This window comes from Pedobacter psychrophilus (assembly GCF_001652725.1).
In the GTDB taxonomy this organism is placed as follows: domain Bacteria; phylum Bacteroidota; class Bacteroidia; order Sphingobacteriales; family Sphingobacteriaceae; genus Pseudopedobacter; species Pseudopedobacter psychrophilus.
The window spans coordinates 1-26,337 of sequence record NZ_LWHJ01000027.1; the positions used below are offsets into that span (position 1 = coordinate 1).

At 32.1% G+C, this 26,337-nt stretch carries 29 protein-coding genes; 12 read left to right on the forward strand and 17 right to left on the reverse strand.

Annotated features, from left to right (window positions below):
- Nucleotides 1-546 precede the first annotated feature (546 nt).
- Genes dinB through A5893_RS08455 form a run of 4 tightly spaced genes read left to right on the forward strand, consistent with a single transcriptional unit; the run spans nt 547 to nt 5,677 of the window.
- Nucleotides 547-1,734, forward strand: coding sequence for a DNA polymerase IV (gene dinB / locus A5893_RS08440; protein ID WP_068822136.1), 1,188 nt, complete (start codon nt 547-549; stop codon nt 1,732-1,734).
- A gap of 4 nt (nt 1,735-1,738) precedes the next feature.
- On the forward strand, nt 1,739-4,714 hold the full coding sequence (locus A5893_RS08445) for a DNA polymerase III subunit alpha (RefSeq protein WP_068822137.1): 2,976 nt from the start codon (nt 1,739-1,741) through the stop codon (nt 4,712-4,714).
- Between the two features lie 46 nt (nt 4,715-4,760).
- Complete coding sequence (locus A5893_RS08450) at nt 4,761-5,210, forward strand: antitoxin Xre/MbcA/ParS toxin-binding domain-containing protein (RefSeq protein WP_068822138.1); 450 nt, start codon at nt 4,761-4,763, stop codon at nt 5,208-5,210.
- On the forward strand, nt 5,210-5,677 hold the full coding sequence (locus tag A5893_RS08455; RefSeq protein WP_068822139.1) for an RES family NAD+ phosphorylase: 468 nt from the start codon (nt 5,210-5,212) through the stop codon (nt 5,675-5,677). Before A5893_RS08450 ends, A5893_RS08455 begins: the two co-directional genes overlap by 1 nt.
- A gap of 60 nt (nt 5,678-5,737) precedes the next feature.
- Here the strand turns inward: A5893_RS08455 and dnaJ are convergent, their stop codons facing one another.
- The 5 genes from dnaJ to A5893_RS08480 form a co-directional block, all read right to left on the reverse strand.
- Nucleotides 5,738-6,907: a molecular chaperone DnaJ gene (gene dnaJ / locus A5893_RS08460; RefSeq protein ID WP_068822140.1), complete on the reverse strand. Its 1,170-nt coding sequence runs from the start codon at nt 6,905-6,907 to the stop codon at nt 5,738-5,740.
- A gap of 94 nt (nt 6,908-7,001) precedes the next feature.
- Nucleotides 7,002-7,595 carry a nucleotide exchange factor GrpE gene (locus A5893_RS08465; RefSeq protein ID WP_068822141.1) on the reverse strand — a complete coding sequence of 198 codons (594 nt, stop codon included), beginning with the start codon at nt 7,593-7,595 and terminating at the stop codon, nt 7,002-7,004.
- Between the two features lie 121 nt (nt 7,596-7,716).
- Nucleotides 7,717-8,397 (reverse strand): cell division ATP-binding protein FtsE, encoded by a 681-nt coding sequence (locus tag A5893_RS08470; protein ID WP_068822142.1) that lies wholly within the window; start codon nt 8,395-8,397, stop codon nt 7,717-7,719.
- Nucleotides 8,397-8,600 (reverse strand): fructose-6-phosphate aldolase, encoded by a 204-nt coding sequence (locus A5893_RS08475; protein WP_068822143.1) that lies wholly within the window; start codon nt 8,598-8,600, stop codon nt 8,397-8,399. The genes A5893_RS08470 and A5893_RS08475 overlap by 1 nt, the downstream gene beginning before the upstream one ends.
- Before the next feature lie 48 nt (nt 8,601-8,648).
- Entirely contained in the window at nt 8,649-9,674 is a 1,026-nt protein-coding gene (locus A5893_RS08480) for an acyl-CoA reductase (RefSeq protein ID WP_068822144.1), read from the reverse strand.
- Between the two features lie 90 nt (nt 9,675-9,764).
- Here A5893_RS08480 and A5893_RS08485 point away from each other — a divergent pair, with 90 nt between their 5' ends.
- Entirely contained in the window at nt 9,765-10,118 is a 354-nt protein-coding gene (locus A5893_RS08485) for a 4Fe-4S dicluster domain-containing protein (protein WP_068822145.1), read from the forward strand.
- 264 nt (nt 10,119-10,382) lie between these two features.
- Here A5893_RS08485 and A5893_RS08490 read toward each other — a convergent pair whose 3' ends face one another.
- Nucleotides 10,383-12,743: a sodium-translocating pyrophosphatase gene (locus A5893_RS08490; protein ID WP_068822146.1), complete on the reverse strand. Its 2,361-nt coding sequence runs from the start codon at nt 12,741-12,743 to the stop codon at nt 10,383-10,385.
- A gap of 224 nt (nt 12,744-12,967) precedes the next feature.
- Here A5893_RS08490 and A5893_RS08495 point away from each other — a divergent pair, with 224 nt between their 5' ends.
- From A5893_RS08495 to A5893_RS08525, 7 genes are all read left to right on the forward strand, one after another.
- Nucleotides 12,968-14,428, forward strand: coding sequence for an APC family permease (locus tag A5893_RS08495; protein ID WP_068822147.1), 1,461 nt, complete (start codon nt 12,968-12,970; stop codon nt 14,426-14,428).
- A 130-nt stretch (nt 14,429-14,558) separates the two neighbouring features.
- Complete coding sequence (locus tag A5893_RS08500; RefSeq protein WP_068822148.1) at nt 14,559-15,062, forward strand: GbsR/MarR family transcriptional regulator; 504 nt, start codon at nt 14,559-14,561, stop codon at nt 15,060-15,062.
- A gap of 52 nt (nt 15,063-15,114) precedes the next feature.
- On the forward strand, nt 15,115-16,023 hold the full coding sequence (locus A5893_RS08505) for a TIGR01777 family oxidoreductase (protein WP_068822540.1): 909 nt from the start codon (nt 15,115-15,117) through the stop codon (nt 16,021-16,023).
- Entirely contained in the window at nt 16,020-16,364 is a 345-nt protein-coding gene (locus A5893_RS17840) for a hypothetical protein (protein WP_068822149.1), read from the forward strand. The genes A5893_RS08505 and A5893_RS17840 overlap by 4 nt, the downstream gene beginning before the upstream one ends.
- An 11-nt stretch (nt 16,365-16,375) precedes the next feature.
- Nucleotides 16,376-16,747 (forward strand): hypothetical protein, encoded by a 372-nt coding sequence (locus A5893_RS08515; RefSeq protein WP_068822150.1) that lies wholly within the window; start codon nt 16,376-16,378, stop codon nt 16,745-16,747.
- Nucleotides 16,748-16,896: 149 nt separating this feature from the next.
- Entirely contained in the window at nt 16,897-17,769 is an 873-nt protein-coding gene (locus A5893_RS08520) for a carbon-nitrogen hydrolase (protein WP_068822151.1), read from the forward strand.
- Between the two features lie 18 nt (nt 17,770-17,787).
- On the forward strand, nt 17,788-18,840 hold the full coding sequence (locus A5893_RS08525) for an agmatine deiminase family protein (RefSeq protein WP_068822152.1): 1,053 nt from the start codon (nt 17,788-17,790) through the stop codon (nt 18,838-18,840).
- 64 nt (nt 18,841-18,904) lie between these two features.
- Here the strand turns inward: A5893_RS08525 and A5893_RS08530 are convergent, their stop codons facing one another.
- From A5893_RS08530 to mazG, 11 genes are all read right to left on the reverse strand, one after another.
- Complete coding sequence (locus tag A5893_RS08530) at nt 18,905-19,243, reverse strand: Rieske (2Fe-2S) protein (RefSeq protein WP_068822153.1); 339 nt, start codon at nt 19,241-19,243, stop codon at nt 18,905-18,907.
- Entirely contained in the window at nt 19,240-19,749 is a 510-nt protein-coding gene (locus A5893_RS08535; protein ID WP_068822541.1) for a YdeI/OmpD-associated family protein, read from the reverse strand. The genes A5893_RS08530 and A5893_RS08535 overlap by 4 nt, the downstream gene beginning before the upstream one ends.
- Nucleotides 19,750-19,833: 84 nt before the next feature.
- Nucleotides 19,834-20,652 (reverse strand): phosphatase PAP2 family protein, encoded by an 819-nt coding sequence (locus tag A5893_RS08540; RefSeq protein ID WP_068822154.1) that lies wholly within the window; start codon nt 20,650-20,652, stop codon nt 19,834-19,836.
- A 108-nt stretch (nt 20,653-20,760) separates the two neighbouring features.
- Nucleotides 20,761-21,414: a 3-oxoacid CoA-transferase subunit B gene (locus A5893_RS08545; protein ID WP_068822155.1), complete on the reverse strand. Its 654-nt coding sequence runs from the start codon at nt 21,412-21,414 to the stop codon at nt 20,761-20,763.
- A 45-nt stretch (nt 21,415-21,459) separates the two neighbouring features.
- Nucleotides 21,460-22,164 (reverse strand): CoA transferase subunit A, encoded by a 705-nt coding sequence (locus A5893_RS08550; RefSeq protein ID WP_068822156.1) that lies wholly within the window; start codon nt 22,162-22,164, stop codon nt 21,460-21,462.
- Between the two features lie 208 nt (nt 22,165-22,372).
- Nucleotides 22,373-23,692, reverse strand: a complete 1,320-nt coding sequence (locus A5893_RS08555) for a hypothetical protein (protein WP_068822157.1) — start codon at nt 23,690-23,692, stop codon at nt 22,373-22,375.
- The gene (locus tag A5893_RS08560; protein WP_068822158.1) at nt 23,676-24,245 is read right to left on the reverse strand and encodes an RNA polymerase sigma factor; all 570 of its coding nucleotides are present in this window, start codon (nt 24,243-24,245) and stop codon (nt 23,676-23,678) included. The genes A5893_RS08555 and A5893_RS08560 overlap by 17 nt, the downstream gene beginning before the upstream one ends.
- Before the next feature lie 56 nt (nt 24,246-24,301).
- Nucleotides 24,302-24,757 carry a hypothetical protein gene (locus tag A5893_RS08565; RefSeq protein WP_068822159.1) on the reverse strand — a complete coding sequence of 152 codons (456 nt, stop codon included), beginning with the start codon at nt 24,755-24,757 and terminating at the stop codon, nt 24,302-24,304.
- Nucleotides 24,758-24,828: 71 nt separating this feature from the next.
- On the reverse strand, nt 24,829-25,134 hold the full coding sequence (locus tag A5893_RS08570; protein WP_068822160.1) for a HigA family addiction module antitoxin: 306 nt from the start codon (nt 25,132-25,134) through the stop codon (nt 24,829-24,831).
- 12 nt (nt 25,135-25,146) lie between these two features.
- On the reverse strand, nt 25,147-25,428 hold the full coding sequence (locus tag A5893_RS08575; protein WP_068822161.1) for a type II toxin-antitoxin system RelE/ParE family toxin: 282 nt from the start codon (nt 25,426-25,428) through the stop codon (nt 25,147-25,149).
- An 89-nt stretch (nt 25,429-25,517) separates the two neighbouring features.
- Nucleotides 25,518-26,315 carry a nucleoside triphosphate pyrophosphohydrolase gene (gene mazG / locus A5893_RS08580; protein WP_068822162.1) on the reverse strand — a complete coding sequence of 266 codons (798 nt, stop codon included), beginning with the start codon at nt 26,313-26,315 and terminating at the stop codon, nt 25,518-25,520.
- Nucleotides 26,316-26,337: the final 22 nt, after the last annotated feature.

Sequence of the window (26,337 nt, forward strand, 5' to 3'; positions counted from 1 at the left end):
GCCCGCCTGAGCCGATGGTACTGCGGTAAAACGTGGGAGAGTAGGTCGGTGCCAGACCTTAACGCCCCCCTTCCTTAACGGATCGGGGGCTTTTTTTTGACTGAATTTTCTATCTTCATTCTAAAAATGTGATATTGTATAAGTTCTTTTGTGACATTCTTTAGTGTTTACATTTGATTTTACATCATTGTTTTTTATACCTCTATATACCTATTTTGCTTGCTACTTAAGTTTTCTATTTAAGAGATTTATACTTTAAATTTGGATAATCTTATTTCCATGTTAGTATCCTAAATCTTAAGGATTTCTATCTAATTTTCTATAATCCATCTTACTTTTCAACAATGTTAAATGCTAAAAATATTAGTATTATATTTGTTTTATACTTTTTTAACAAAGTGATGATTATATATATTCTGTTTTTTTATTTGCGTTAACGATAGGAGTGACAGCTTTTTTGACCGCCTGTGGCGGTTAAAAAACTATAACGGATAGCGTGTTAAAACGCCATTATTATAGATTTAAATTTTTAATAATATAGAAAGAATGGACGAGAATCAGATTATACATATTGATTTAGACAGTTTTTTTGTTTCAGTAGAATGCAGATCTAATCCTTGTTTACTAGGAAAACCTGTTGCAATAGGTGGATCTAGCGAACGAGGTGTGGTTGCTTCTTGTAGTTATGAAGCTAGAAAATATGGGGTACATTCTGCTATGTCGGGAAGGTTGGCTAAGCAGCTATGTCCTGAATTATTATTTATAAGAGGAGATTATGATAGTTATTCTAAGGCATCTTTAGAAATTACTGAGATGATTAATGAGGCTGCTCCGGTATTCGAAAAAACTTCTATAGATGAATTTTATATGGATATGACTGGATTTGACGATTTTAATGGAACTTTAGAATATTCTAAAGAATTAAGGCAGAGAATTATAAAGGAAACTGCTTTGCCTATTTCATTTGGAATGTCTAAAAACAAAACGGTATCTAAAGTAGCAACAGGTTTGGCGAAACCTAATAATTATAAATATGTAAATTTTGGGGATGAAAAATCTTTTTTGGCCCCTTTATCTGTAAGGAAGTTGCCAATGATTGGAGAAAAGGCTGGAGAAAGTTTAAGAAAGATGGGTATAAAAAAGGTTTTTACTTTGCAGCAGATGCCTTTACAATTGTTGCAATCGGCTTTTGGAAAGCATGGGACAATGATGTGGGAAAAAGCTAATGCGATTGATAATTCTTCGATTATACCTTATACTGAAAGGAAATCGCTTTCTAGTGAGGAAACTTTTGATAAAGATACGATGGATATTGGGATGTTAGAGTGTTTATTAGTTTCTATGACCGAAGATTTATGTTTTAAGATGCGGAATGAAAACTTTTTGACGGGTTGTGTAAGTGTGAAAATTAGATACTCTGACTTTAATACTTATACGCAACAAATTAAAATCTCATACAGTTCTTCTGATCATGAATTGATACCACAGGTTAAAATGTTGTTTAAAAAGCTATATAACCGTAGAATGTTAATTAGATTGATAGGAGTGAGGTTGAGCAAATTAGTAAGGGGACACCAACAAATACACTTGTTTAACGATAATGAAAATCATATTCAATTATACCAAGCTTTGGATAATATTAATAACAGATTTGGGAATAAATCTGTTCATAGAGCAGTAACAATGGGCATAAATTCCAGGTCGTTTAATCCTTTTAATGGTATATCCAGTTGATTAAATGTTTCTTAATTGCCACAGCTATTTTAGTTTTTTACACGGTACTTTATCTCCTAAAAAACTTTTACATCAAGCAAAAAAGCATGGTGTAGAAAGATTTGTAATTACAGACATTAATAACACTTCCGGATGTTTAGAAACTCTTAGGCTTAATAAAAAAGGAAGTTTTTTACCAATTTTAGGAATTGATTTTAGGAATGAAATTTCTCAAAAATTTGTTGGCATAGCTAAAAATCAAAATGGATTTGAAAAGCTAAATCGATTATTATCAAAGCATTTAAAAGAAGAACTTTCATTTGATGATAAATGTGAAATTAGAACTGATGTTTTTATAATTTATCCTTTTAAAAGAGATGTTGAATATGATTTAGATGAGAATGAGTTTATTGGAATAAATTATAAAGATTTACATTTTTTAAAGCTCAAGAAATGGAGTTTTTATAAAGAGAAAATAGTGATTTTGCATTCTGTAAGTTTTGCTGATAAGAAAGATTTTGAACTACACAAAGTATTAAGAGCAATACAAAAAAATACCATTATTTCTAAAATTAAAAATGAAGATTTGGCTTTGGCTGATGAAATATTTTTAGACGAAGAAACTTTTAAAAGTTATTATGGAGAATATCCACAAATAATAAAAAACACATTTGATTTGCTAGAAAACTGCGAATTGATTGATTTTGAATTGGGCGTGAATAAAAATAAATCAAGGTTTGATAATCATATCGATAAAAAAATTTCCGAAAAATTAGATTATGAAAAGCTAGTTTATTTAGTTGAAAAAGGTGCAAAATATCGATACAAAGAAATAACTCAAATTATAAGAGAGCGTATAGATAAAGAGTTAAAGGTAATTAGAGAAGGTAAATACGTTTCATATTTTTTGATTAATCATGGTATTATAACTTTTGCCCAAAATAGAAACTTCTATTATATAGGTAGAGGTAGTGGTGCAAATAGTGTTGTGGCTTATTGTTTGAAAATAACTGATGTTGACCCTATTGATTTAGATTTATATTTTGAAAGGTTTATCAATATTTTTAGAACAACGCCTCCAGATTTCGATATTGATTTTTCTTGGCAAGATAGAGATGAAGTTATTGGATATATTTTTAAAGAGTATGGTTTGGAACATACTTGTTTACAAGCTACCTACACAACTTTTCAAGCTAATTCTTCTTTAAGAGAATTGGGGAAAGTTTATGGTTTGCCTACTGGCGAAATTGAAGGACTGATTGAAAAAGTAAAAAATGGATTTGCTCCAGACAAAAAGAAAAAGGGATTAGATTTCGAGATTTGTAATTATGCTTTACAAATAAAAGATTTCCCAAAAAATTTAAGTATTCATGCTGGTGGAATTTTGATTTCTGAGTTGCCCATTTATCGTTATACCGCAACCTCGCATCCTCCCAAAGGATTTCCAATTTGCCAATTTGATATGTACAATGCCGAGGATTTAGGTCTTTACAAATTTGATATCTTAAGTCAACGAGGTTTAGGACATATAAAAGATACTTTAGCTATCGTTAAAAAAAATAGAGGAATAACTATCGACATACATGATATTCCAAAATTTATGAAGGATGAAAAAATTATTGAGCATCTTGAAAAGGGAAATTTAGTAGGTTGTTTTTATGTGGAGTCGCCTGCGATGAGAATGTTGTTAGCTAAATTGCAATGTAGGGATTATCTCACATTGTTTGCTGCGAGTTCTATTATAAGGCCAGGTGTGGCACAATCTGGAATGATGAGGGAATATATTTTAAGACATCATGCTTGGGATAAAGGAAAATCAATTGCGCACCCAGTTTTGTGGGAAATTATGCCTGATACTTATGGAGTAATGGTTTATCAAGAAGATGTGATAAAAGTAGCTTATCATTTTGCTGGTTTAAGCTTGAGTGAATCTGATGTTTTGAGAAGAGGAATGTCAGGAAAATATCGTTCAAGGGAAGAGTTTCAACAAGTGAAGGATAAGTTTTTTTCTAATTGTGATGAAATGGGTAGAGAAAGGAGTTTAAGTACTGATGTTTGGAGCCAGATAGAATCTTTTGCTGGTTATTCTTTTGCAAAGGGGCATTCTGCATCTTTTGCTGTGGAAAGCTATCAAAGTATGTATTTAAAGGCTCATTTTCCTTTAGAATTTATGGTAGGTGTAATTAATAATTTTGGTGGATTTTATCAAACTGGTTTGTATGTGCATGAAGCTCAAAGAGCAGGTGCAAAGGTTGAGGCGCCATGTTTAAACCAAAGTGATTGGCTAACATCCATAAATGCTGATGTTATATTTTTAGGTTTTATACATGTAAAAGGTTTAGAATCAAAACTGATACAAACAGCGATAAAAGAAAGGGAATGTTATGGATTATTCAAAAGTATTAATGATTTTGTAGATAGAGTTACTATTGGTTTAGAACAGCTAATTATCTTAATACGTGTTGGTGCTTTTAGATTTACCCAAAAATCTAAACAAGCCTTACTCTGGGACGCACATTTTTTAATGAATAAAAAACCTGCTCAAGTTGTTCAAAACAAGCTTTTTAAAGCAGAATCAAAGTCGGATTTTAAAGTCCCTGATTTATATTTTGATAAGAGAAACGATATGCTTGACGAGTTGGAATTACTGGATTTTATGCTTTCATCTCCATTTGAATTAATGGAAAAACAAGGATGGAAGGGTATAAAAGCAAAAGACATCCCTGGTAAAGTTGGACAAGAAATTGAAATTGTTGGTCAGTTGATAACCACTAAATATGCCAAAACAAAACATGGCGAGACCATGTTTTTTGGAACTTTTTTAGATGAAGATGGTGACTGGATTGATACAGTCTTATTTCCAGAAATTGCTGCTAAATTTACATTTAAAGGAAAAGGATGTTATTTGATTAAAGGTAAAGTGACAGAAGAATTTAATTTCTTTTCTGTAGAAGTTTCTGAAATGAAGAAGTCAGGTTGGTGGAATAACCAGGATGATTAATTGTGTAATTATTTTCATTTACAAAAGTAAATAATTACATTTGTGTATGAAAAATTATGAAGATATAGAGGATGTCGGCTCAAGCGTTGTAATGGAGGCATTAGCACCCTATCAAACTTATTTTGAATCTCCTATAAATAGGCTTTCAGTAATAAAGGGAGGCTTATCATCATCTTCTATCCAAGATTTATTAGATATTAGTGGTTCTACGCGTTTAGATATGGCTAAAAATCTAGATTTAACAGAGCCAACGTTACGTAAACATTTATCAATAGCTAAAGAATTAAGTACAAGTTTAAGTGAACACGTACTGTTTTTATTAGAATTATATGATAAAGGAATAGATACTTTTGGATCTATTAAAGAATTTAAAAACTGGTTGCCTCAACATAATATTGGGATAGATGCTAAACCTATAGATCTTTTAGATTCTATAACTGGTATAAATATGATTATGAATGAATTAAATCGTATTGATTACGGTGTATTGGCTTAATGAAGGTCTATAGGATTTCCCAAACCAAATATTCAAATTCTTTAATTGCACCCGGTTTTGCTGGTAGGTGGAATAGCGAAGGAGAAGGAATGATTTATACCGGAGGTTCTGCATCTTTATCTTGTTTAGAGATTTTAGCACATAAAAGTGGAGCTTCATTAAATTCGGGAAAATTTTCTTTGGCAGTGATTGATATTCCTGATTCAGTTTTAATATCAGAAATAGAACTAAAGCAATTGCAAAAATTAAATGCTGATTGGTATCAAGTTTTACATTATCCAATTACACAAAAGCTAGGAAATCAATGGATATCTGAAATGAAATCTGCAGTATTAAAAGTGCCTTCCGCAATTGTTGATCAAGAATACAATTATCTCTTAAACCCATTGCATACAAAATTTTCAAAAATTAAAATAATTGACGTTGTTCCGTTTAATTTTGATAACAGATTAAAACTTGACTTTTAAACAAAAAAAATGGCTTATGATTCTCTTATAAGCCATTTTAATAAAATATTTAGTTTTTAATTATTCAAAATATTCTTTCATTCTATCAAAGAAACTTTTCTCATTTTTACCAGGACTAGGTTTGAAGTTCTGAGATTCTTTTAATTTTTCTAATAATTCTCTTTCTTCGTTATTCAAGATCTTTGGCGTCCAAATATTTACTTGTACTAATTGATCACCTTTGTGGTAAGAATTAACTTCTGGAATTCCTTTTCCTTTTAGTCGTAATATTTTTCCTCCTTGAGTTCCGGGATCTAATTTAATTCTGGCTTTGCCATCAATTGTTGGCACTTCTATACTTGCACCTAAAGTTGCATCAACAAAACTTACATGCAAATCATAAATGATATTTATTCCTTCTCTTTTCAAAGATTCATGTAAAATTTCTTCTACCAAAATAATTAAATCTCCTGGTACTCCGCCACGTGGAGCAGCATTTCCTTTTCCGCTCATGCTCAATTGCATGCCCTCGCTTACACCAGCAGGAATATTTATGCTGATGGTTTCTTCTCCACGCATTACACCATCGCCATGGCAAGTATTACATTTTGAAGAAATTGTAGTGCCTTCGCCATTACAAGTAGGGCAAGTGCTGGTAGTTTGCATTTGACCCAAAATGGTATTTGTTACTCGCCTTACAGCACCTTGTCCGCCACAAGTTTTACATGTAGAAAAAGAGTTTTTATCTTTTGCTCCAGTTCCATCGCAAGTTGTACAAACAATTTGCTTGTTTACTTTTATCTTCTTTTCAACTCCATTAGCAATTTCTTCTAAGGTTAATTTTACCTTAATACGTAAGTTGGTGCCTTTTTGAACTCTTCTTCCTCCACTGCTACGAGATTGACCTCCACCACCAAAAAAACTATCGAAAGGACTGCCGCCACCGCCACCAAATACATCGCCAAACTGGCTAAATATATCTTCCATATTCATGCCGCCGCCGCCGTAACCTCCGCCAAATCCACTTTGTGAACCTGCATGACCAAATTGATCATAGCGTTGTTTTTTCTCTGGATTACTTAATACTTCATAAGCTTCAGCAGCTTCTTTAAATTTATCTTCAGCAGATTTATCATCCGGATTTTTATCAGGGTGAAATTTTATGGCCTGCTTACGATAGGCTTTCTTTATTTCATCTGCTGGAGCACCTTTAGAAACTCCAAGTATATCGTAATAATCTCTTTTACTCATGTTTTTTAATTTTGAAGGATTGAGGAAAGGAATGATAAAATAATGCGAAGGCAGGTTTATTCAATCATTCAAAATTCAATCATCCTATCATTATTTATGCCCCCACTATAACTTTAGCAAAACGAATCACTTTATCATTTAATAGATATCCTTTTTCTACCTCATCAACCACTTTTCCTTTTAAATCTTGAGAAGGAGCTGGAATAGAAGTAATAGCTTCATGAATATCAGCATCAAAAGTTTTACCTTTTGTATCCATTGGTACTAATCCTTTTTGGACTAAAAGCGATTTTAATTTATGATGAACCAACTCAATGCCTTCTTTTACCTGCTTAACGTCAATTGCTTTTTCCATAGCTTTATCAGCTCTTTCAAAATCATCTAAAACTCCTAACATAGAAACAATTACATCTTTTCCTGCTGTTTGTAATAAATCTCTGCGTTCTTGATTTGTTCTGCGTTTATAGTTGTCAAATTCTGCAAATAAACGAACGTATTTATCGTTTAATTGAGCTACTTCTTCCTTTAATTTATCTGTTTCACTTAGCTCATTATCTTCGACTTGGTTAACTCTAGCCTCATTAACTTCTTCAATCTCTTCTTTAAGATATTCTGGTTCTTGGTTTTCTGCGTTATCTGCCATTTTGTTATGTTCTTCTTGTTCTGAAACCTTCTTTTTCTTAAACATTATTATTAATTATAATTTTATCCAAAGTCCAAACATGCTGCCATTAACGAAAAACAGTCAAGCTGTCAGTTTAACAAGAATTAAACTTCCAATTTGACTGTAAAATATTTTTGAACTGTATTTAAACCGTTGCGTCTTCAATTACTTTTCCGTTTTCGCATTTTATAATACGAGAAGGGAAAGTACGTATGATATGATAATCGTGAGTTGCCATTAAAACAGCTGTACCAGATTGGCTAATTTGACGTAACAAAATCATGATTTCTTCTGAAGTTTCTGGATCTAAATTTCCAGTAGGTTCATCTGCTAAAATCAATTCTGGATCATTTAATAAAGCCCTTGCTACAACAACACGCTGTTGCTCGCCACCAGAAATTTCATGTGGCATTTTTTTCATCTTGCTTCTTAAACCTACTTTTTCCAGAACATCTTTTATACGTTCATCAATCAAATTTTTATCTTTCCATCCAGTTGCTTTTAAAACAAAAGCCAGGTTTTGCTCAATACTTCTATCTGTTAATAATTGAAAATCCTGAAAAACAATTCCTAATTTTCGACGCATAAAAGGAACATCAGCATCTTTTAAATTTTTTAATTCATATCCTACAGCGTGTCCATCACCATTTTGAATATGTAAATCGCCGTAAATAATTTTTAACAAACTACTTTTCCCAGATCCTGTTTGTCCTATCAAATAAACAAATTCACCTTTATCAACGTGTAAATTTACGCTTGATAAAACAAGGTGTTTTTGCTGAAATATATCAATGTTATTTAATTTTATTACTGAGTTTCCTACCATTAGATTTCTAATTTTAAGATTTTTCCGAAAGGTAAATCTTTTACAATATTCATGATGTATTCTGCTTTATCTGCTAAACCTACTTTTTCTAAATGTTTTTCAGGTCTATCTACCCTAAAATAGGCTAAAAGTGTAAATTGCTCATCTCTTAATTGTACATAATCAGGGATTTTTGCTACTCCTTTAACTTTTATGATATACATATACCAAAGGTAAAATTTTTTATGCTTGGTGTGTGGTTAATTTTAATTTCAGTTTAACGAGTTTAGAAAAGCAATGGTATCCACGCCATCTGCAAAATCCCAAAGTTTAGGGTTTTGGCTTTCGCCGAAGCTGACTTTTGCAGGCAGAATAGTTTCGTTAATTGTTGAAACAACAACTTGAATTTCCTCCGATTTACCGTTCACTTTTTCAATCACATCGTTTAATGAATCGTATTCTTCATAATAGATAACCGCTAACGGAGAAAACATTCTTTCGTCTTTTGCTACTAAAAGAAAGCCATTATCAAAGTGCTGATTCTTATTAACCAAGAAAATAGACTTGTTGTAATCGTAATTATTATTGTATTTATGATGATTGATTATAGGATTAAATTCTTCTATTGATTCAAAAAAATGATTGAAAATATAATCTTTAGGAACAAATAATTTGGATACATTTCTACAGCCTAAACCATAATAATTGAAAATATCATTACCTAATTCTTTCAATTCTTCTGTGGTTTCTTGTCCGGTTAAAATGGCAACGCTATTTCTGTTTTTTCTGATGATGTTGGGCACTTTTGAAAAATAGTAATCAAAATAACGAGAAGAGTTATTACTTCCGGTTGCAATTACCGCATCAAAATTTTCTAATCTTTCTACAAATTGAATTTGATTTTTAAATTTAGGTTCGATAGTTATTAACATTGAAAGAACTGATGGAATAATTAAATCATCTTGAGATGATAATTTAATTAGCGCAATATTTCCAGTTAGTAATACTGTTAAAATATCGTGGAAACCTACCATAGGAATGTTACCAGCCAATATCAATCCTACTTTTTTAGGATCAGGATTTAATTCAGGAATGTTTTTTGAAAAGTTTAATAAATCATTTTTATTAAGCATTTTTCCATTTGCATGGATTGCACTTAAAACTTGTTCAGGATTGAACCACGCATTTTTATGCTTTGCACTTTCAATGATATTTTTTAAATCATCAGGAGGATTTAGTAAGAAATCTCCTAATTTGATAAACGCCTTTACTCTATTTTCTTTAAAAAAATCTGACATTGACTGAATTCCGAATAATTTAATTGTGTTATATTTGCAGCTTATTAAGAAAAAACAAAAATACGTTTAAGGCGTTAGAATAAATAAGATATGGCAATTAAAATTACAGACGAGTGCATAAATTGCGGAGCATGTGAGCCAGAATGCCCAAATAATGCAATATATGATGCGGGTCAAGCCTGGAAATTCTCTGAAGGCACAAATTTAAAAGGTATTATAGATTTTGGTGGTGGAGAAACTTTAAATGCAGATGAAGCTCAATCGGCAATTTCTGATGAGGTTTATTATATTGTTTCTGATAAATGTACCGAGTGTAAAGGTTTTCATGATGAGCCACAATGTGCTGCTGTTTGTCCTGTAGATTGCTGTGTAGATGATGAAGATGTAAGAGAAACTGAAGAAGAACTATTGGCTAAGAAAGCTTGGTTACACCAAGAAGATTAGTTTTTATATTTTGACATTGAAAGGGTTGTCTTTTTTAAGGCAACCCTTTTTTTTGTAATATTAAATATATTCAGAGTTAAAAAAGATAAACCAATATTAATAAACGGGATTGAAGCGGTACCCCGGATTGGCCGCCATTTGCGGACAAACGGAGTATAGCGTAAAGCCCGACTATCGGAAATTGAATACCACTATCTTAAGTTTTTCAAAAAAAAATCCCAACCTTTTTAGATAAGATTGGGATTAAATAAAACAATATTAAAACTAGTTAACTGGAGCAGGAGTTTTAAATCTCTCCATTAAACCCGGTTTAGTACAACATTTAAGACCTGCTTTTTTCATTATCGCCATTTCTTGCTCTGTACAAGTAGAACCATCTTTGTGAATGGCAACTATTTTGCCATTTTCACTTTTAATGATTTGAACATTTTCTATTTGGTGGTTAATGTTTAATGAATTACCTGAACTAATTGTGCCTTGAGTTTGTGCAATATAAGGTGCAATCACCAAAGAAACTATCGACATTAATTTGATAAGGATATTCATGGATGGACCAGAAGTATCTTTAAATGGATCGCCAACAGTATCACCAGTTACAGAAGCTTTATGAGGTTCAGATTTTTTGTAGTGCATTTCATTGTTAATCATTACACCTTTCTCGAAAGATTTTTTGGCGTTATCCCAAGCACCTCCAGCGTTTGATTGGAAAATACCCATTAATACTCCAGAAACGGTAACGCCAGCTAATAAACCACCTAACATTTCCGCAGAACTTGCATCGTTAAAAACATTTTTAAAACCAAAACCAACAAGAATGGGTGTTAATAAAGCAATTGCTCCCGGCATCATCATTTCACGAATTGATGCTTTTGTAGAGATAGCCACACATTTTTCATATTCTGGTTTTGCTTTGTATTCCATAATTCCTGGAATTTCTCTAAACTGACGACGAACTTCGTTTACCATATCCATTGCCGCTTTACCAACTGCTTGAATACATAATGCAGAGAATATAAATGGTATCATCCCGCCAACAAATAAAGCCGCTAACACAGGAGCTTTATAGATGTCAATAGAAGAAATACCAGCAACACCTACAAATGCTGCAAATAATGCCAAAGAAGTTAAAGCTGCTGATGCAATTGCAAAACCTTTTCCGGTTGCTGCTGTAGTATTTCCTACGGCGTCTAAATTATCTGTACGTTCACGAACTTCTGGAGGTAACTGACTCATTTCTGCAATTCCACCTGCATTATCAGCAATTGGTCCGAAAGCATCAATAGCTAACTGCATTGCAGTTGTTGCCATCATACCAGCAGCTGCAATTGCAACTCCGTATAAACCAGCAAAATAATAGGAAAACATAATACCTGCTGCCAAAGTTATTATAGGAATAACTGTTGACTTCATTCCGACTGCTAAGCCAGCGATAATATTAGTTGCATGTCCTGTAGATGATTGTTGAATGATAGAATCAACTGGAGATTTACCCATTGCTGTATAATATTCGGTTACAATACTCATTATAGTACCTACCACTAAACCAACTATGATAGCGTAAAACACATTCATACTGGTAAATTCATAACCTCTTAATATTAGGTTTTCTGGTAACATCCACTTTACAATAAAAAAAGAAGCTATGGCAGTTATTGCAATTGAAGACCAGTTTCCTAAATTTAAAGCAGTTTGTACGTTAGAATTTTCATCCTTAATGGTTACAAACCATGTTCCGACGATAGAAAATAAAATTCCTAAACCACAAATAACCATTGGTAATAAGATAGGAGACATTCCTCCAAAATTATCACCTGATGCATTTATCTCTTGCCCTAAAACCATGGTAGCAAGAATAGTTGCTACGTAAGAACCAAATAAATCGGCACCCATACCTGCAACATCACCAACATTATCACCAACATTATCTGCAATCGTAGCAGGATTACGTACATCATCTTCAGGGATCCCAGCTTCTACTTTGCCAACTAAATCTGCACCGACATCTGCAGCTTTTGTATAAATACCGCCGCCAACTCTGGCAAATAAGGCAATTGATTCTGCTCCTAAAGAAAATCCTGTTAATACTTCTATAGATGTTTTAACTGTTTCAGAACCTAAATCAGAAAAATAAGCTAAAAAAGCGATGAATAAACCTCCTAAGCCCAAAATTGCTAAACCAGCAACGCCCAAACCCATAACCGTTCCGCCTGTAAATGATACTTTTAAGGCTTGTTTTAAGCTAGTTCTTGCAGCTTGTGTGGTTCTTACGTTTGCTTTAGTGGCAGCTCTCATCCCAATATAACCTGCAGTTGCAGAAAACACTGCTCCAATAACAAATGCTACAGCTATCACCCAACTAGAGTGAATCTCTTTGCCATTAATTTCATGAATTGTACCAGAATAAGCTAATAAAGCTCCGGCAAAAATTACGAAAATGCTCAAAACTCTCCATTCGGCTTTTAAGAATGCCATTGCACCATCTGCAATATAGCCTGCAAGTTCTTGCATTTTAGCATCTCCTGCATCTTGTTTAGATACCCAAATAGATTTGGAAACCATGACTAGCAGGCCAATAATCCCTAATACGGGGATAAAATAAATTAAATTAGTTTGTAAAAAATCCATATAAATAATAAAATATAAAGCAATAATTTAGGTGAATCTGGTTTTATCAGAATTTCCAAAATTAGCAGGGTAATTGGTATTTCCAAACATTTATTTTTCTTGTTTCATTAAAAATCGAATAAATAATAAATGTTTTATTCATATTTACCTCCTACATTTTAAAACAAAATTTTTAAAATTCAGTAAATCAAATCTTTAGGTATTTATATAATTAAATTTTTTAAATGGAAAAAATAATACACAACCAGATGAAAAGGGAGTTAGGTCTTCTAGATTCTACGATGATAGTTGCCGGGTCTATGATTGGCTCAGGAATATTTTTGGTGAGCTCTGAAATGGCAAGAACTGTAGGCTCACCAGGAGTGATATTATTAATTTGGTTGTTAACAGGAGTTATTACTTTGATTGCTGCGTTGAGTTATGGCGAATTGGCAGGTATGATGCCAAAAGCAGGTGGACAATATGTTTACTTAAAAGAAGCATTTAACCCAATGGTTGGGTTTCTATTTGGATGGACTGTTTTTACCGTTATACAAACTGGCGTAATAGCTGCTGTCGCTATCGCATTTGCAAAATATACTGCTGAATTAATTCCTTTTTTTGATGAACAGCACATTCTGTTTTCTTTAGGATTTTTCAAATTTAATGCAACGCAATTTCTAGCATTATTACTGATAGCATTCTTAACCATCCTAAATCTTCAAGGAATTAAAAGTGCCAAATTGGTACAAACGAGTTTTACTTTAGCCAAATTGCTTTCTTTAGTAGGATTAATTGTTTTGGGTATTTATTTTGGACTAAATAGCGAAGCCTTTAAAATTAATCTTACAAATTTTTGGACAACTTTTGCTATTAAAAGAAACGACGATGGAACCATAACCAAGGAATTATTGAGTGGTGTAGTATTGTGGGGTGCAATTGGTGCTTCCATGATTGGATCTTTATTTAGCTCTGATTCTTGGAATAACATTACTTATACAGCAGGAGAGGTTAAAGATCCTCAGAAAAATATTCCTTTAAGTTTGTTTTTTGGAACTTTGACCGTAACCATTCTTTATATTTTAGCTAATGTGGCGTACATCATGTTACTACCTATGTATGGTTCGCCAGAAGGTGCAACTGTTTTAGAAAGAGGAATTTCTTTTGCTTCGCAAGATAGAGTTGGAACGGCTGCAGCCTCCATTATTTTTGGAAGTTCGGCTGTAACTATCATGGCGCTATTAATTATGGTTTCTACTTTTGGATGCAATAATGGATTGATTTTATCTGGAGCAAGATTATATTATGCCATGGCTAAAGATGGCGTTTTTTTTAAGAGAGCAGGGAATTTAAACAAGAAAGACGTACCCGGATTTGCTTTGATATTACAAGCCATTTGGTCATCAGTTTTATGTCTTTCTGGTTCTTATGGGCAACTTTTAGATTATTGTACATTTTCTTCTTTACTATTTTATATCGTTACAATCATAGGTTTATTTGTATTAAGAAAGAAAAGACCAGAATGGGAGCGTCCTTACAAAGCTTTTGGATATCCAGTTTTGCCAGCTTTATATATTATTATTGCATCTGCAATTTGCGTAGTATTATTAATTGTAAAGCCAGCTACTTGCGGTTGGGGATTAGGTATTGTTTTAATTGGAATTCCAATTTATTTTCTTTGGAATAAGAAACAAGAAGCTCTTTAAAAAATTGCTAGTAAGGATTTTAGAATCTTCCTTGAAATTTTATTAATCAATATTTGGATTGTTTTCCAGTAACAGAAAATAATCTTTCAATATTTTTTGAAAGTTCGGAAACTTAATATTATATTTGTCCATGCAATTAGATGAGGCAAAAAATAAATTTATACAAACATGGGGAGCATTAGGTTCTCAATGGGGTATAAATAAGACGATGGCTCAAATACATGCCTTATTAATTGTTTCTAATAATCCATTATCTATGGAAGACGTAATGGAAGAATTAATTATTTCTAGAGGGAATGCAAGTATGAATTTGAGGGCTTTAATGGATTGGGGCATTGTTTATAAAGAGTATAAGACTGGAGAGCGTAAAGATTTTTTCACTGCAGAAAAAGATTTAGATGAATTAGCAGTGAAAATTGCGAAAGAAAGAAGTAGAAGAGAAATTAAGCCGGCTTTAAAAATCTTAAAAGAAGTATCTTCTATAGACGCAAAAACTTCACTAGAAGCTGGACAATTTGTAAATCAAACTAAAAAACTTTATGATTTTGTACTTAAAGCAGATAATATGATTGATAAGGTAACAGAAATTAAGGATAATTGGGTTGGAAGATTATTGATGAAAGTTATGAAGTAAATTTTTTTAAATCAAACTTTCATTATTTATTGAAAGTTTTAAAACAATGAAAATGAAAAAGTTAGTTATAGCAGCGGGTACTGGTTTTTTAGGCAAAGTTTTACTGAATCATTTTAAAAATGATTTTGATGAAATATGTATTCTGACAAGAGGAAAGTTCGAACTTGGGGGAAAGATTAAATATGTTAGATGGGATGCTAAAAAATTAACTGGTTGGGAAACAGATTTAGAGAATGTAGATGTATTAATTAATCTTGCAGGAAAATCTGTTGATTGCAGATATACCAAAGAAAATCAAGAAGAAATTTTAAATTCCAGAGTTGATAGTACATCTATTTTAAACAGAGCAGTTTTACTTTGTAATAACCCTCCAAAGCATTGGTTAAATTCATCTACATCAACTATTTATAGATATTCTTTAGATAAACGAATGACTGAAGATAATGGAGAAATTGGCGATGATTTTTCTATGAATGTTGCTAAATTTTGGGAGCAAAGTTTTTTTGAAATAGAAACACCAAAAACATTAAAAACAGCATTGAGGACTTCTATTGTGTTAGGTAAGAAAGGTGGTGCATTTATTCCATTAAAAAGATTGACCCAATTTGGTTTAGGTGGTAAACAAGGAGGTGGCAATCAATATATAAGTTGGATACATGAAGAAGATTTTGCAAGGGCAATTTCTTTTATTGTCAAAGACAAGATGACTGGAGTTATTAATGTTGTTTCTCCAAAACCAATTACAAATGAACTTTTCATGGCAGAATTAAGAAATCAACTAAAAATTCCGTTTGGGATACCGACCCCAAAATTTTTACTAAAGATTGGAGCAAAAATTATTGGTACTGAACCAGAACTAGTTTTAAAAAGTAGAAATGTTATTCCAGATAAACTGATAAAAAATGGTTTCGTTTTTAAATTTGAATCACTAGATAAAGCTTTGAAAAATCTTGTATCATGAACTTAAATATTATTGGTTATGTTATTTATTTAAGCATAACAGTCGTTATTATTATAAAAGTAGGTAAAATCTGTTATGAAAATGGAAGCGTTTACGTAGCGCAATTAATTCCGAATCATGAAGATTTATGTTTAAAAATCAATCATATATTATTAGTTGCATATTACCTTTTTAACCTTGGTTATTGCGCAATCACTTTAATTCAATGGACAACAATTACTAATTACGCTTTACTAGTAGAGGTTATTTGTACTAAAACAGCAATCATATTATTTCTACTGGCCTCATTACATTACTTCAACATTTTAATTATTACAAAACAAATCAAAAAATTAATTTAAATTTTAAAATCATGGAAACTCAAAAAATTTTAATCGGCTATGCCATTTATTTACCAATTGCAATTGCTTTAACAGTTTATGTTTCTAAAACTTTGTTCAAGAATAGTTTAATATATATGTCTGATATTTTTAAGGGGAGGTTAGAAATTGCAAAAGCAACAAATAAGCTATTTGAAACAGGGTTTTATCTGTTAAATTTAGGATTTGCATTAATGATATTAAACCTTACTCTATTTCAAGATAGTTATCAAGAACTCATTGAAAAATTGAGTTATAAAATTGGTGGATTTGCCATTTATTTAGGATTGATGCTTTTTTTAAATTTGTACTTCTTTTTTAGAGGCAAAAGAAAATCTAAAGAAGCAAATCTTCAGATAGATTAGTAATGTTCTAGATAACTGTATTTAAAATGCTTTGGTAGCTCAAAGCATTTTTTATTTAAATTATAATTTATCTATTTGGTCATTAATGAAAGCCCACATCATTTTTCAATTGGATTTCTTATTTTTGCCAAAATTTAAAAATCATCGCCATGGCAAAAAATGTTAAGCTCGGTTTGGTCCAAATGACCTGCACTGCGAATAAACAAGAGAATTTAGATAAAGCAATTGAAAAAGTAAAAGAAGCCGCGGCAAAAGGCGCTCAAGTTATTTGTTTACAAGAGCTTTTTACTTCTCTATATTTTTGCGACGTTGAAGATTATGATAATTTTGAATTGGCTGAAACAATTCCTGGTCCCTCCACAGATGTTTTACAAATAGTTGCAAAAGATTTAGGCGTGGTAATCATCGCTTCTTTGTTTGAAAAAAGAGCACAAGGAATTTATCATAATACAACAGCTGTTTTAGATGCAGATGGTTCTTACTTAGGTAAGTATCGCAAAATGCACATTCCCGATGATCCAGGTTTTTATGAAAAATTCTATTTTACTCCTGGCGATTTAGGCTATAAAGTTTTCAAAACTAAATTTGCCACAATTGGTGTTTTAATATGTTGGGATCAATGGTATCCAGAAGCAGCAAGGATTACCTCTTTAATGGGAGCAGAGATTTTATTTTACCCAACTGCAATTGGTTGGGCTACCACTCAAGATTTACCAACAAACGAAGAGCAACACAACGCATGGCAAACTATTCAAAGTTCTCATGCAATTGCAAATGGAGTTCATGTAGTTGGCGTTAACAGAGTAGGAGAGGAAGCTGGAGTTAAATTTTGGGGTGGTTCTTTTATCGCAAATCCTTTTGGAAGATTATTGTATAAAGGATCTGTAGACAATGAAGAAGTACATGTACAAGAAGTTGATTTAGCAAAATCTGACAGTTATAGAGTTCATTGGCCTTTCTTGAGAGATAGAAGAATTGATTCTTATCAGCCGATTGTTAAGCGTTACATAGACGAAGATTAAGTTTTAGTTTATTAAGTCATGAGTCAAACAAACACTAATCCAGCAATTGCTGGATATTCATTTCCTCCAGAATGGTCAAAACATGAAGCTACGTGGCTTTCGTGGCCTCATAAAGAAGAAAGTTGGCCAGGAAAGATTGATTCGATTTATCCAAAATATGCCGAGTTTATCAAATATTTAGCGCTTTCTGAAAAGGTTCGCATCAACGTGAGAAACCAAGAAATGAAAGATTTTGCTTTAAAATTTATTGAGGAAGCTGGAGCTGATTTTTCTAAAGTTGAGTTTTACTTTAATCCCACTAATGATGCTTGGTGTCGTGACCATGGTCCTGCTTTTTTAATCAATGAAAATGCAGAGCAAGCAAAAGTAATTGTTGATTGGGGTTTCAACGCTTGGGGCGGCAAATATCCTCCATTTGATTTGGATGATGTTGTTCCAACCAAAATTGGATCTTATTTTAATATCCCTGTTTTTTATCCTGAGATTATTATGGAAGGTGGTTCTGTTGAATTTAACGGAGCGGGTACTATTTTAACTTCCAAAAGTTGTTTGCTAAATAAAAATAGAAATCCGCATTTAAATCAGCAGCAAGTTGAGCAATATTTAATGGATTTTTATGGGCAAAAACAAGTGCTTTGGGTAAGTGATGGTATTGTTGGCGATGATACCGATGGTCATATTGATGATACGGTTCGTTTTGTAAATCATAATACTGTATTGACGGTTGTTGAAGATAATCCCGAAGACGAAAACTATGAGTTGCTACAAACCAATTTGAGAGAATTGAAAGAAATGCGCTTAATTAATGGCGAGCCTTTAAACATTATAGAATTACCGATGCCAGATGCTGTGATTTTTGAGGATACTCGTTTGCCCGCTTCATATGCCAATTTTTATATCAGCAACGGACATGTGATTGTGCCAACTTATCGATGCAGTAAAGACAAAATTGCTTTAGAGATTATTGCTAAATGTTTCCCTACAAGAGAAACTGTTGGTATAGATTCTACCGATATTATTTGGGGTTTGGGAAGTTTTCATTGTTTAAGTCAGCAAGAGCCAGCAGTTTAGGTTTTTAATATTTTAAAGTGGATAATTCTTGTTTAATCTTTTATCCACAAAAAAGTAATTAAAATTAAATTATAAACCCCAAAATCCTTTTCCACCAACTTTCTGTTAAGCCAATTAATAACTGATTTTCATTTTCTTTAACTGAATATTTTTCAATATAATCTCCTTGTCCTGCTACTCCTCTACCAGTTTCTAAATTGTATTTATAACGATGGAAAGGACAAACTAAATAACCACTTTCGCACCAACCTTGAGAAATATCTGCACCAGCATGAGGGCATTTTGCTGAGGTAGCAAAATATTCATCATTGTAATGTACCAAACATATTTTTTTGCCCTCAACCACTAATATTTGGATTGGCATATCTTTTAATTCGTTTTTGTTGATAGCAATCCACTTCATTTATCTTTTTTATTATGCCTCATCATTTCTCCATAATCCATTTTCATGACCATTGCATTTACAGTTTGGCTTAACCTCTTTACTCTTGTAGGATCTGTCTTAGCGCTATTAATCCAATTGATATAATAGTTTTGATGCGATTTCGGCATCGACAAAAATTGCTGAGCTGCACCAATAGCATCATCTAAACAATATTCTAAATCATCGGGCATCTCAATTTTAAAATTTTTATCTTCTTCAATTTGGATATTTACCAAAGCACCTTTTCTTTTGCCTATTTTTTTTTGAAGTTCTTTTTTTAAAGCAATAATGAAATTTCCCTCGCCCATAGGTAAAACCGCAATCCCATAAATTTCAGTTTCATCAATTTTTCCCTTTACACGATAGCTTACTTTACAATCTTTTTTTATTTGCTGAGAAATATCAAAAGGAACCTCTACATAAGTCCAACCGGTTTTTTCTCCCATTTTTTCAAATTGATGAATGATAGTAGCGAATTGAATCATGAAATAAAGATAAGTGCTAAAACGCGAAAAGTCCATCATAAAATGACAGACTTTTCAAACATCGCCTTTTGGCAATAAAATATTTTATTTTGTAATGTGATAAGTCATTCCTAAACCCTGATAGTTTAAACCCATTACCGGAGCAACAGATATTCCTGAATTATTAGTTTTTTTATGTAATTCTGGAATTAAAATCCCTAGACCAGCACCAACAGCATAACCCAAAATATTATCAGTTAAAAAATGTTTACCCGCTCTTAATCTTTGGTAACCTACAACGGCCGGAACTAAGGCTGCAGCGGTCCATACATAAGGTTTTAATTCAGAATCGGGATTAAAATCATTAAAAACTTTGGCTGCAAAAAATGTTGCAGCTGCAGTTGCTGTTGTATGTCCAGCAAAAAATGAGCGTTGTGCATCCTTATCCTGTCTATCGCTTAAAGGCAAAGAAGTATTATAAACTAAAGGACGACTACGTTTTACCAAACCTGCAGAAATAGTGAAAGAGGCTGCCGCTGCCGACATGGTTTCTATAAACATCACAGAAACTTGTCCGTAATGTGAACGTTGTTTACCGTCAATTAAAGCTACAATTGGTGCAACTGCAAATGATCCATAAAAGGGAATGTAACTATCTTTGTCTGCTTTATCTCTAAAATTACCTGCAGAAAATCTATCTAAAAAGAAAACATCATCCTTATTTTTGGCAGCAACTTCGGTTGGTGTTAATTCTGATTTATTTTTAATCAGGGTTAAACCTAAATAACTTAAACCTAAGCCTGCAACAACAGCAGGACCGTCAGTTTTAAATTTAGTTTCGTATGGAGATTCTGATTGAGAAAAGGCATTATAATTGACCATTAAAATAGTCAGTAATAATAATATTGAGTATTTAAATTTCATATTTAATTTGATTTTGCTTTTAAAAACATTTTTTGATTAACAATTTGAAGTATTAACCAAAATTGTTGCCACGATAGTTTTTAATATAAAATCTATTATTTTTAAGTATTAAAATTCCATTTCTGGGATTTCACCTTGAATTATTAAATGGCCTAGTGTTGCATCTTTGATTTGCTGAATACTTACGCCTTTTGCTCTTTCTAATAAATGAAATGCATGATCTTTTACTTCATAAACGCCTAATTCTGTTACTATTTTTTTAACGCATTTTACACCCGTTAATGGTAATGAACAAGTTTTTAACAATTTAGATTCGCCGTGTTTATTAACTTGTTGCATAGCAACAATGATATTTTTTGCAGATGCAACTAAATCCATTGCTCCGCCCATTCCTTTTACCATTTTACCAGGAATTTTCCAGTTAGCAATGTCACCATTTTCAGAAACTTCCATTGCTCCTAAAATGGTTAAATCCACCTTCCCAGCTCTAATCATTCCAAAACTTAATGCCGAATCAAATATTGAAGAACCTGGCAAAGTGGTAATGGTTTGTTTTCCTGCATTAATTAAATCTGCATCTTCTTCTCCTTCAAAAGGGAATGGTCCCATTCCTAATAAGCCGTTTTCTGATTGTAAAACTACATTTAAACCTTCAGGAATATAGTTGGCAACTAAAGTTGGAATGCCAATTCCTAGGTTTACGTACATACCGTCTTTAACTTCTTTTGCTATTCTTTTTGCGATGCCGGTTTTATCTAACATGTGTTTATAATTTGAAAATTTGATGATTACAGGATTTGAAGATTCCTATTTTGAGTTATCGGATCTAACAGTTCTTTGCTCAATTCTTTTCTCGTAATTTTTACCTTCAAAAATTCGATGGACATATATTCCTGGCGTATGAATTTGATCTGGGTCTAAATCGCCTGCAGGCACTAATTCTTCAACCTCAGCAATTGTTACTTTGCCACCCATTGCCATTAATGGATTAAAATTGCGAGCCGTAGATTTATAGATTAGGTTTCCCATGGTGTCGCCTTTCCAAGCTTTTACAATGGCAAAATCGGCTTCAAAAGCCATTTCCATTAAATAATCTTTACCATTAAAATTCCTTATTTCCTTTCCTTTGGCAACTTCCGTCCCAACGCCAGCTGGAGTAAAAATTGCGGGCATTCCATATCCAGCGGCCATACATCTTGTGGCCAATGTGCCTTGTGGTATTAATTCAACTTCTAACTCTCCGCTTAAAAGCTGACGTTCAAATTCTGCGTTTTCGCCGACATAAGAGGAAATCATTTTCTTAACCTGATTTTTTTGTAGCAACAATCCAATTCCAAAATCATCAACTCCGGCATTGTTAGAGATGCAGGTTAAATCTTTAGTGCCTTTTTTTACCAAAGCATTAATGCAATTTTCTGGAATTCCGCAAAGGCCAAAACCACCCAACATTAAAGTCATTCCATCTTTAATATCCCTAATAGCCTCGTCAGCATTTGATATTACTTTATTCATATTGATTTATTTGGAAGTCTTTTGACTAAAGATTATAATTACTTTAAAGACTAAATTAAGAATTTTATATTTAACCACAGAGGTCACAATGCTTAAATACAAAGTTAATTGAGCTAGATGGTACTGCTTTTAATCCTGATAATTCTAAAATCAAATAAATCGAGATTCAGACTATTTTAATAGAAAATTAGTCATCTCGTAACTAAATCTATCTACCAAAATTTAATTTGAAACTTAAACCTCCGGATCCAATTTTTAAATCCTGATAACCTAATCCTGATAAAGGATATTTCATAAAGGGTTCTACTGATATGGTGCTTTTCTTGGTAAGTGGGTATAAAAACCCAAAAGAGAAGTTTACAGTTCTGGCAAATTTAAAATAAGAGAAATTACCAGCTGGATTTTCTCTTTTATCTGTAATATTACTATTCAAAATGCCTGTTATAGAATAATTTACGATAGAGTAATCATTAATATATTCTTCATTGATTACGCTGTAGGAGCTGATTCCTGAGGTAATAAAAGATTTTATTTTCCCTACTTTAAAATCAAATTTTAAATCTAAGGGAATATCTAATCCAATCAATTTTGCATTTGTTATTTGCGCTTCAGGAACAGCGGCTAAAGTGCTAAAACTAGCCAATTTAAAATCTGATGTTGAACGACTATTGCCATCAAAACTTGATGTTTGTCGGTTTAAAAGAATTCCTGAGTTTAAACTTAATTTTTTGGTTAGTTTTAATTCTGTTGCTAAACCAAATCCTAAATTTAAAGCATCATTTACTCCAGCATCAGAAAAAGAATAGTAAGTATTGGCATCGACTGACATTTTAAACCTGTCTTTTTTAATGGTTTGCGGTTTTTTATCTTCTGATAATTGTGGAGGAAGAGAATAAAAATCCTTTTTCAAACTTTGATTAGCAAGCAAATTTTGATTCAATTGAAGCGTGATGTTTTCTGTTGCTAAAGGCTTAAAATCTTTTGCATTTACTTCAATTGGATTGGTGTGATTGATATTTTCTGTTGAATTAGCTATTATCAATTCGTTATAGCTGATTTCTTTTTCTTTTGAGATTCCTAAATGAGAAAGATTATTATGAGTTGAGATATTTTCTAAATTATTATCGTTTTTTAAGGTAGGTTCTAAATCTTTTTTGGTTTTATTAAACTCTAAACTATTTTGTTCGGGCTTGTTATTTTTAACAATTTTATCTTGCTTTTTATCAGAAAGGATTTCAATATTTTCTTTTGATTTGTTGATATTTTCGTTTTTATCGATAGTTTGTTTGGCTATTTGAGCCTGATTATTTTTATTAATATTAGATAAATTATTCCAATTTAACAGCCAAACTAAAGCCAATGCAGCAGCAATGCCACTTGGTAAAGTGTACCAAAATATTAAACCTCTTCTTTTCCTTCTTTTTTTATCGTTGAACTTTTTCCAACCATCATCTGCCATTTGGTCGTCAAAACTTCCAAATGTATCACGGATATGGTTTCTTATCGCTCTATCAAATTGCTCTTTCATAATTCAAATAAAATTGAGCCTTCACTAATCGTCTTAATTTTTCTTTTGCCCTCGATAAATAAACCCGAGAGCTGCTAGATGGCATTTCTAAAATATCCGCAATTTCTTCATGTGTATAACCATCAATCTCATAAAGGTTAAAAATCATGCGGTGCATTTCTGGTAATTCTTTTAATAACTCTAATATTTCTTGGGCAGTTATTTTACTGATTATATTATGGTCTGCAGGTGCCTCATCAGCATATTCAATATTTAATACTGCTAAATGCTTTATATTTTTTCTTCTATTATCGATAGCAGAGTTCACGATAATTTGCCTAAACCAAGGTTTAATTAATCTACCATCATCAAAAGTTTTTATGGTTTTAAATAATTTGATAAATGCATCATTTGCGGCTTCCAAAGCATCATCCCGATTGATACAATATCTCAATGAAATTCCCATAGCATATCCATAAAAACGCTTATAAAGCATTTCTTGGGCTTTGCTATCGTCTTTACGACATTTAGCAATCAATTCTTGATCACTAAAATCGTTGTGGGATTTACTCATTTATACAGGCTACGTTTTTTAAAGATAGCTATTCTAATTTATATCTATTTCTTAATTTAATTATTCAAAAGCGTAAGTTTTGCTTTTAAACTATCTTGAATTGTACTGGTTTGAGGATAAGGATTTACATCAAATAATATCACCTTATAAGCTTTTTTATCTATACTGAAATTTACGGTATCTGGTTTAAAATGAGATTTATCACCATAATAAAGATCAAAGGTTGCAGAGTTTTCTTTGATATCATAAATAGTGATTTTTACTGCAGCTTCGCCAGCTCTTATGCAATTAACATCTTTCGGGCAACGACTATCATTTATAGTATTTACAGTCAATTTCAACCCATCGCTAGTGTTAGTTCCAAAAAGAATGGATTGCGATTTTTGAAGTTCTACCTTTTCTCCATAAGAAAGTAATGGGCCGTTTAATATTCCTTTCTCACAAGCTGCGAAGCAGAGGAAGAAAATTAATATTGCTCCAAAAATATAGGATTGAAAATTATTGAGGTACATGATACGCTGGTTTTATGTTTATTACGATGAAAAACATAAATGCGCTACAAAAAGGTTTTTTTTAACTTGAATTAAGCAATTAATAATTCTTTGTCGAATAGTTTAATTTGATTTAATTCTGATTGCTTATTCTCATTTTCTTCTTCAATATCATAATCATCTTGAATCCCGAGCCAAAATTTAGGAGAATTTCCAAAATATTTAGACAATCTTAACGCAGTATCCGCGGTTATTCTGCGGTTTCCTTTAATAATTTCAGAAACTCTAGTTTGTGGAATTTTTAAATCTTTAGAAAGACGATAAGCCGTAATTTGAAATGGTATCAAAAACTCAACATTTAAAATCTCTCCGGGATGTATATTTGCTAACTTATCCATGTTTTTTTGTTTCTAATGATAATCAATTATTTCTACCTCACTTGCATTTCCGTTTGTCCAAATAAAAATTATTCGCCATTGGATATTGATACGAATGCTATAAAATTGTTTCAAATTACCTGAAAGTTTTTCCAACCTGTTAGAGGGAGGAATTCTTAAGTCATTAAGATCTTGAGAACTATTTAACATTCTTAATTTCCTTCGCCCTAAATTTTGAATTTCGATTGGTATTTTCTTAATTCTGTATCCATTCCAAATTTGTTCAGTTTCTTTTGAACCAAATGAAATAATCATATCTTTTGCGTTACTAACGTTAAAGGTAGGTATTTTTTTCTTATTAGTAATTTATTTGATTGCTGAAAATTATAATCAAAGAATTCACTTCAAATCCTCTTAGCCTCGTTCCAAAAAACATCCATTTCTGCTAGGGTCATATCTTGTAATGATTTGTTTAATTCAGAAGCTTTTGATTCTAAGTATTGAAATCTTTTGATGAATTTACGATTGGTTTTTTCCAATGCGTCTTCTGGATTGATGTTGATGAAACGGGCATAATTAATCAGTGAAAATAATAGGTCGCCAAATTCTGCTTCCGCTTTTTCTTTATCGATTTCTATGTGATCAACTACGTTAAACTCTGCTTTAAATTCTTGCAACTCTTCTTCAACTTTTTCCCAAACCTGATGTTTTTCTTCAAAATCGAAACCTACTCCTCTAACTTTTTCTTGAATACGAAATGCTTTAATCATTGCCGGTAGAGACGAAGGAACACCTCCTAAAACTGATTTATTGCCTTCTTTTAATTTAATTTGCTCCCAATTTTGTTTTACTTGTTCTTCTGTTTCGGCAACAACATCGCTATAAATATGTGGATGTCTGTTAATCAGTTTTTCGCAAATTCCATTACAAACATCAGTAATGTTAAAAGCATTAGTTTCTGAACCTATTTTGGAATAAAAAACTAAGTGCAACATCAAATCACCTAATTCCTTTTTAATTTCCTGCATATCACCTTCTAAAATTGCATCAGAAAGTTCGTAGGTTTCTTCGATGGTTAAATGACGTAAGGTTTCTAAAGTTTGCTTTTTATCCCAAGGACATTGCGCCCTTAAATCGTCCATTATAGCTAGTAATCTTTCAAAAGCTTGCGCTGGCGAATTTTGTTTTTCAAAAACGTTCATAAAGTAAAAGTAGATATTGTTT

Coding starts and splice junctions, on each gene's coding strand:
- dinB (WP_068822136.1), top strand. CDS start 547: ATGGACGAGAATCAGATTATACATATTGATTTAGACAGTTTTTTTGTT.
- A5893_RS08445 (WP_068822137.1), top strand. CDS start 1,739: ATGTTTCTTAATTGCCACAGCTATTTTAGTTTTTTACACGGTACTTTA.
- A5893_RS08450 (WP_068822138.1), top strand. CDS start 4,761: ATGAAAAATTATGAAGATATAGAGGATGTCGGCTCAAGCGTTGTAATG.
- A5893_RS08455 (WP_068822139.1), top strand. CDS start 5,210: ATGAAGGTCTATAGGATTTCCCAAACCAAATATTCAAATTCTTTAATT.
- dnaJ (WP_068822140.1), bottom strand. CDS start 6,907: ATGAGTAAAAGAGATTATTACGATATACTTGGAGTTTCTAAAGGTGCT.
- A5893_RS08465 (WP_068822141.1), bottom strand. CDS start 7,595: ATGTTTAAGAAAAAGAAGGTTTCAGAACAAGAAGAACATAACAAAATG.
- A5893_RS08470 (WP_068822142.1), bottom strand. CDS start 8,397: ATGGTAGGAAACTCAGTAATAAAATTAAATAACATTGATATATTTCAG.
- A5893_RS08475 (WP_068822143.1), bottom strand. CDS start 8,600: ATGTATATCATAAAAGTTAAAGGAGTAGCAAAAATCCCTGATTATGTA.
- A5893_RS08480 (WP_068822144.1), bottom strand. CDS start 9,674: ATGTCAGATTTTTTTAAAGAAAATAGAGTAAAGGCGTTTATCAAATTA.
- A5893_RS08485 (WP_068822145.1), top strand. CDS start 9,765: ATGGCAATTAAAATTACAGACGAGTGCATAAATTGCGGAGCATGTGAG.
- A5893_RS08490 (WP_068822146.1), bottom strand. CDS start 12,743: ATGGATTTTTTACAAACTAATTTAATTTATTTTATCCCCGTATTAGGG.
- A5893_RS08495 (WP_068822147.1), top strand. CDS start 12,968: ATGGAAAAAATAATACACAACCAGATGAAAAGGGAGTTAGGTCTTCTA.
- A5893_RS08500 (WP_068822148.1), top strand. CDS start 14,559: ATGCAATTAGATGAGGCAAAAAATAAATTTATACAAACATGGGGAGCA.
- A5893_RS08505 (WP_068822540.1), top strand. CDS start 15,115: ATGAAAAAGTTAGTTATAGCAGCGGGTACTGGTTTTTTAGGCAAAGTT.
- A5893_RS17840 (WP_068822149.1), top strand. CDS start 16,020: ATGAACTTAAATATTATTGGTTATGTTATTTATTTAAGCATAACAGTC.
- A5893_RS08515 (WP_068822150.1), top strand. CDS start 16,376: ATGGAAACTCAAAAAATTTTAATCGGCTATGCCATTTATTTACCAATT.
- A5893_RS08520 (WP_068822151.1), top strand. CDS start 16,897: ATGGCAAAAAATGTTAAGCTCGGTTTGGTCCAAATGACCTGCACTGCG.
- A5893_RS08525 (WP_068822152.1), top strand. CDS start 17,788: ATGAGTCAAACAAACACTAATCCAGCAATTGCTGGATATTCATTTCCT.
- A5893_RS08530 (WP_068822153.1), bottom strand. CDS start 19,243: ATGAAGTGGATTGCTATCAACAAAAACGAATTAAAAGATATGCCAATC.
- A5893_RS08535 (WP_068822541.1), bottom strand. CDS start 19,749: ATGATTCAATTCGCTACTATCATTCATCAATTTGAAAAAATGGGAGAA.
- A5893_RS08540 (WP_068822154.1), bottom strand. CDS start 20,652: ATGAAATTTAAATACTCAATATTATTATTACTGACTATTTTAATGGTC.
- A5893_RS08545 (WP_068822155.1), bottom strand. CDS start 21,414: ATGTTAGATAAAACCGGCATCGCAAAAAGAATAGCAAAAGAAGTTAAA.
- A5893_RS08550 (WP_068822156.1), bottom strand. CDS start 22,164: ATGAATAAAGTAATATCAAATGCTGACGAGGCTATTAGGGATATTAAA.
- A5893_RS08555 (WP_068822157.1), bottom strand. CDS start 23,692: ATGAAAGAGCAATTTGATAGAGCGATAAGAAACCATATCCGTGATACA.
- A5893_RS08560 (WP_068822158.1), bottom strand. CDS start 24,245: ATGAGTAAATCCCACAACGATTTTAGTGATCAAGAATTGATTGCTAAA.
- A5893_RS08565 (WP_068822159.1), bottom strand. CDS start 24,757: ATGTACCTCAATAATTTTCAATCCTATATTTTTGGAGCAATATTAATT.
- A5893_RS08570 (WP_068822160.1), bottom strand. CDS start 25,134: ATGGATAAGTTAGCAAATATACATCCCGGAGAGATTTTAAATGTTGAG.
- A5893_RS08575 (WP_068822161.1), bottom strand. CDS start 25,428: ATGATTATTTCATTTGGTTCAAAAGAAACTGAACAAATTTGGAATGGA.
- mazG (WP_068822162.1), bottom strand. CDS start 26,315: ATGAACGTTTTTGAAAAACAAAATTCGCCAGCGCAAGCTTTTGAAAGA.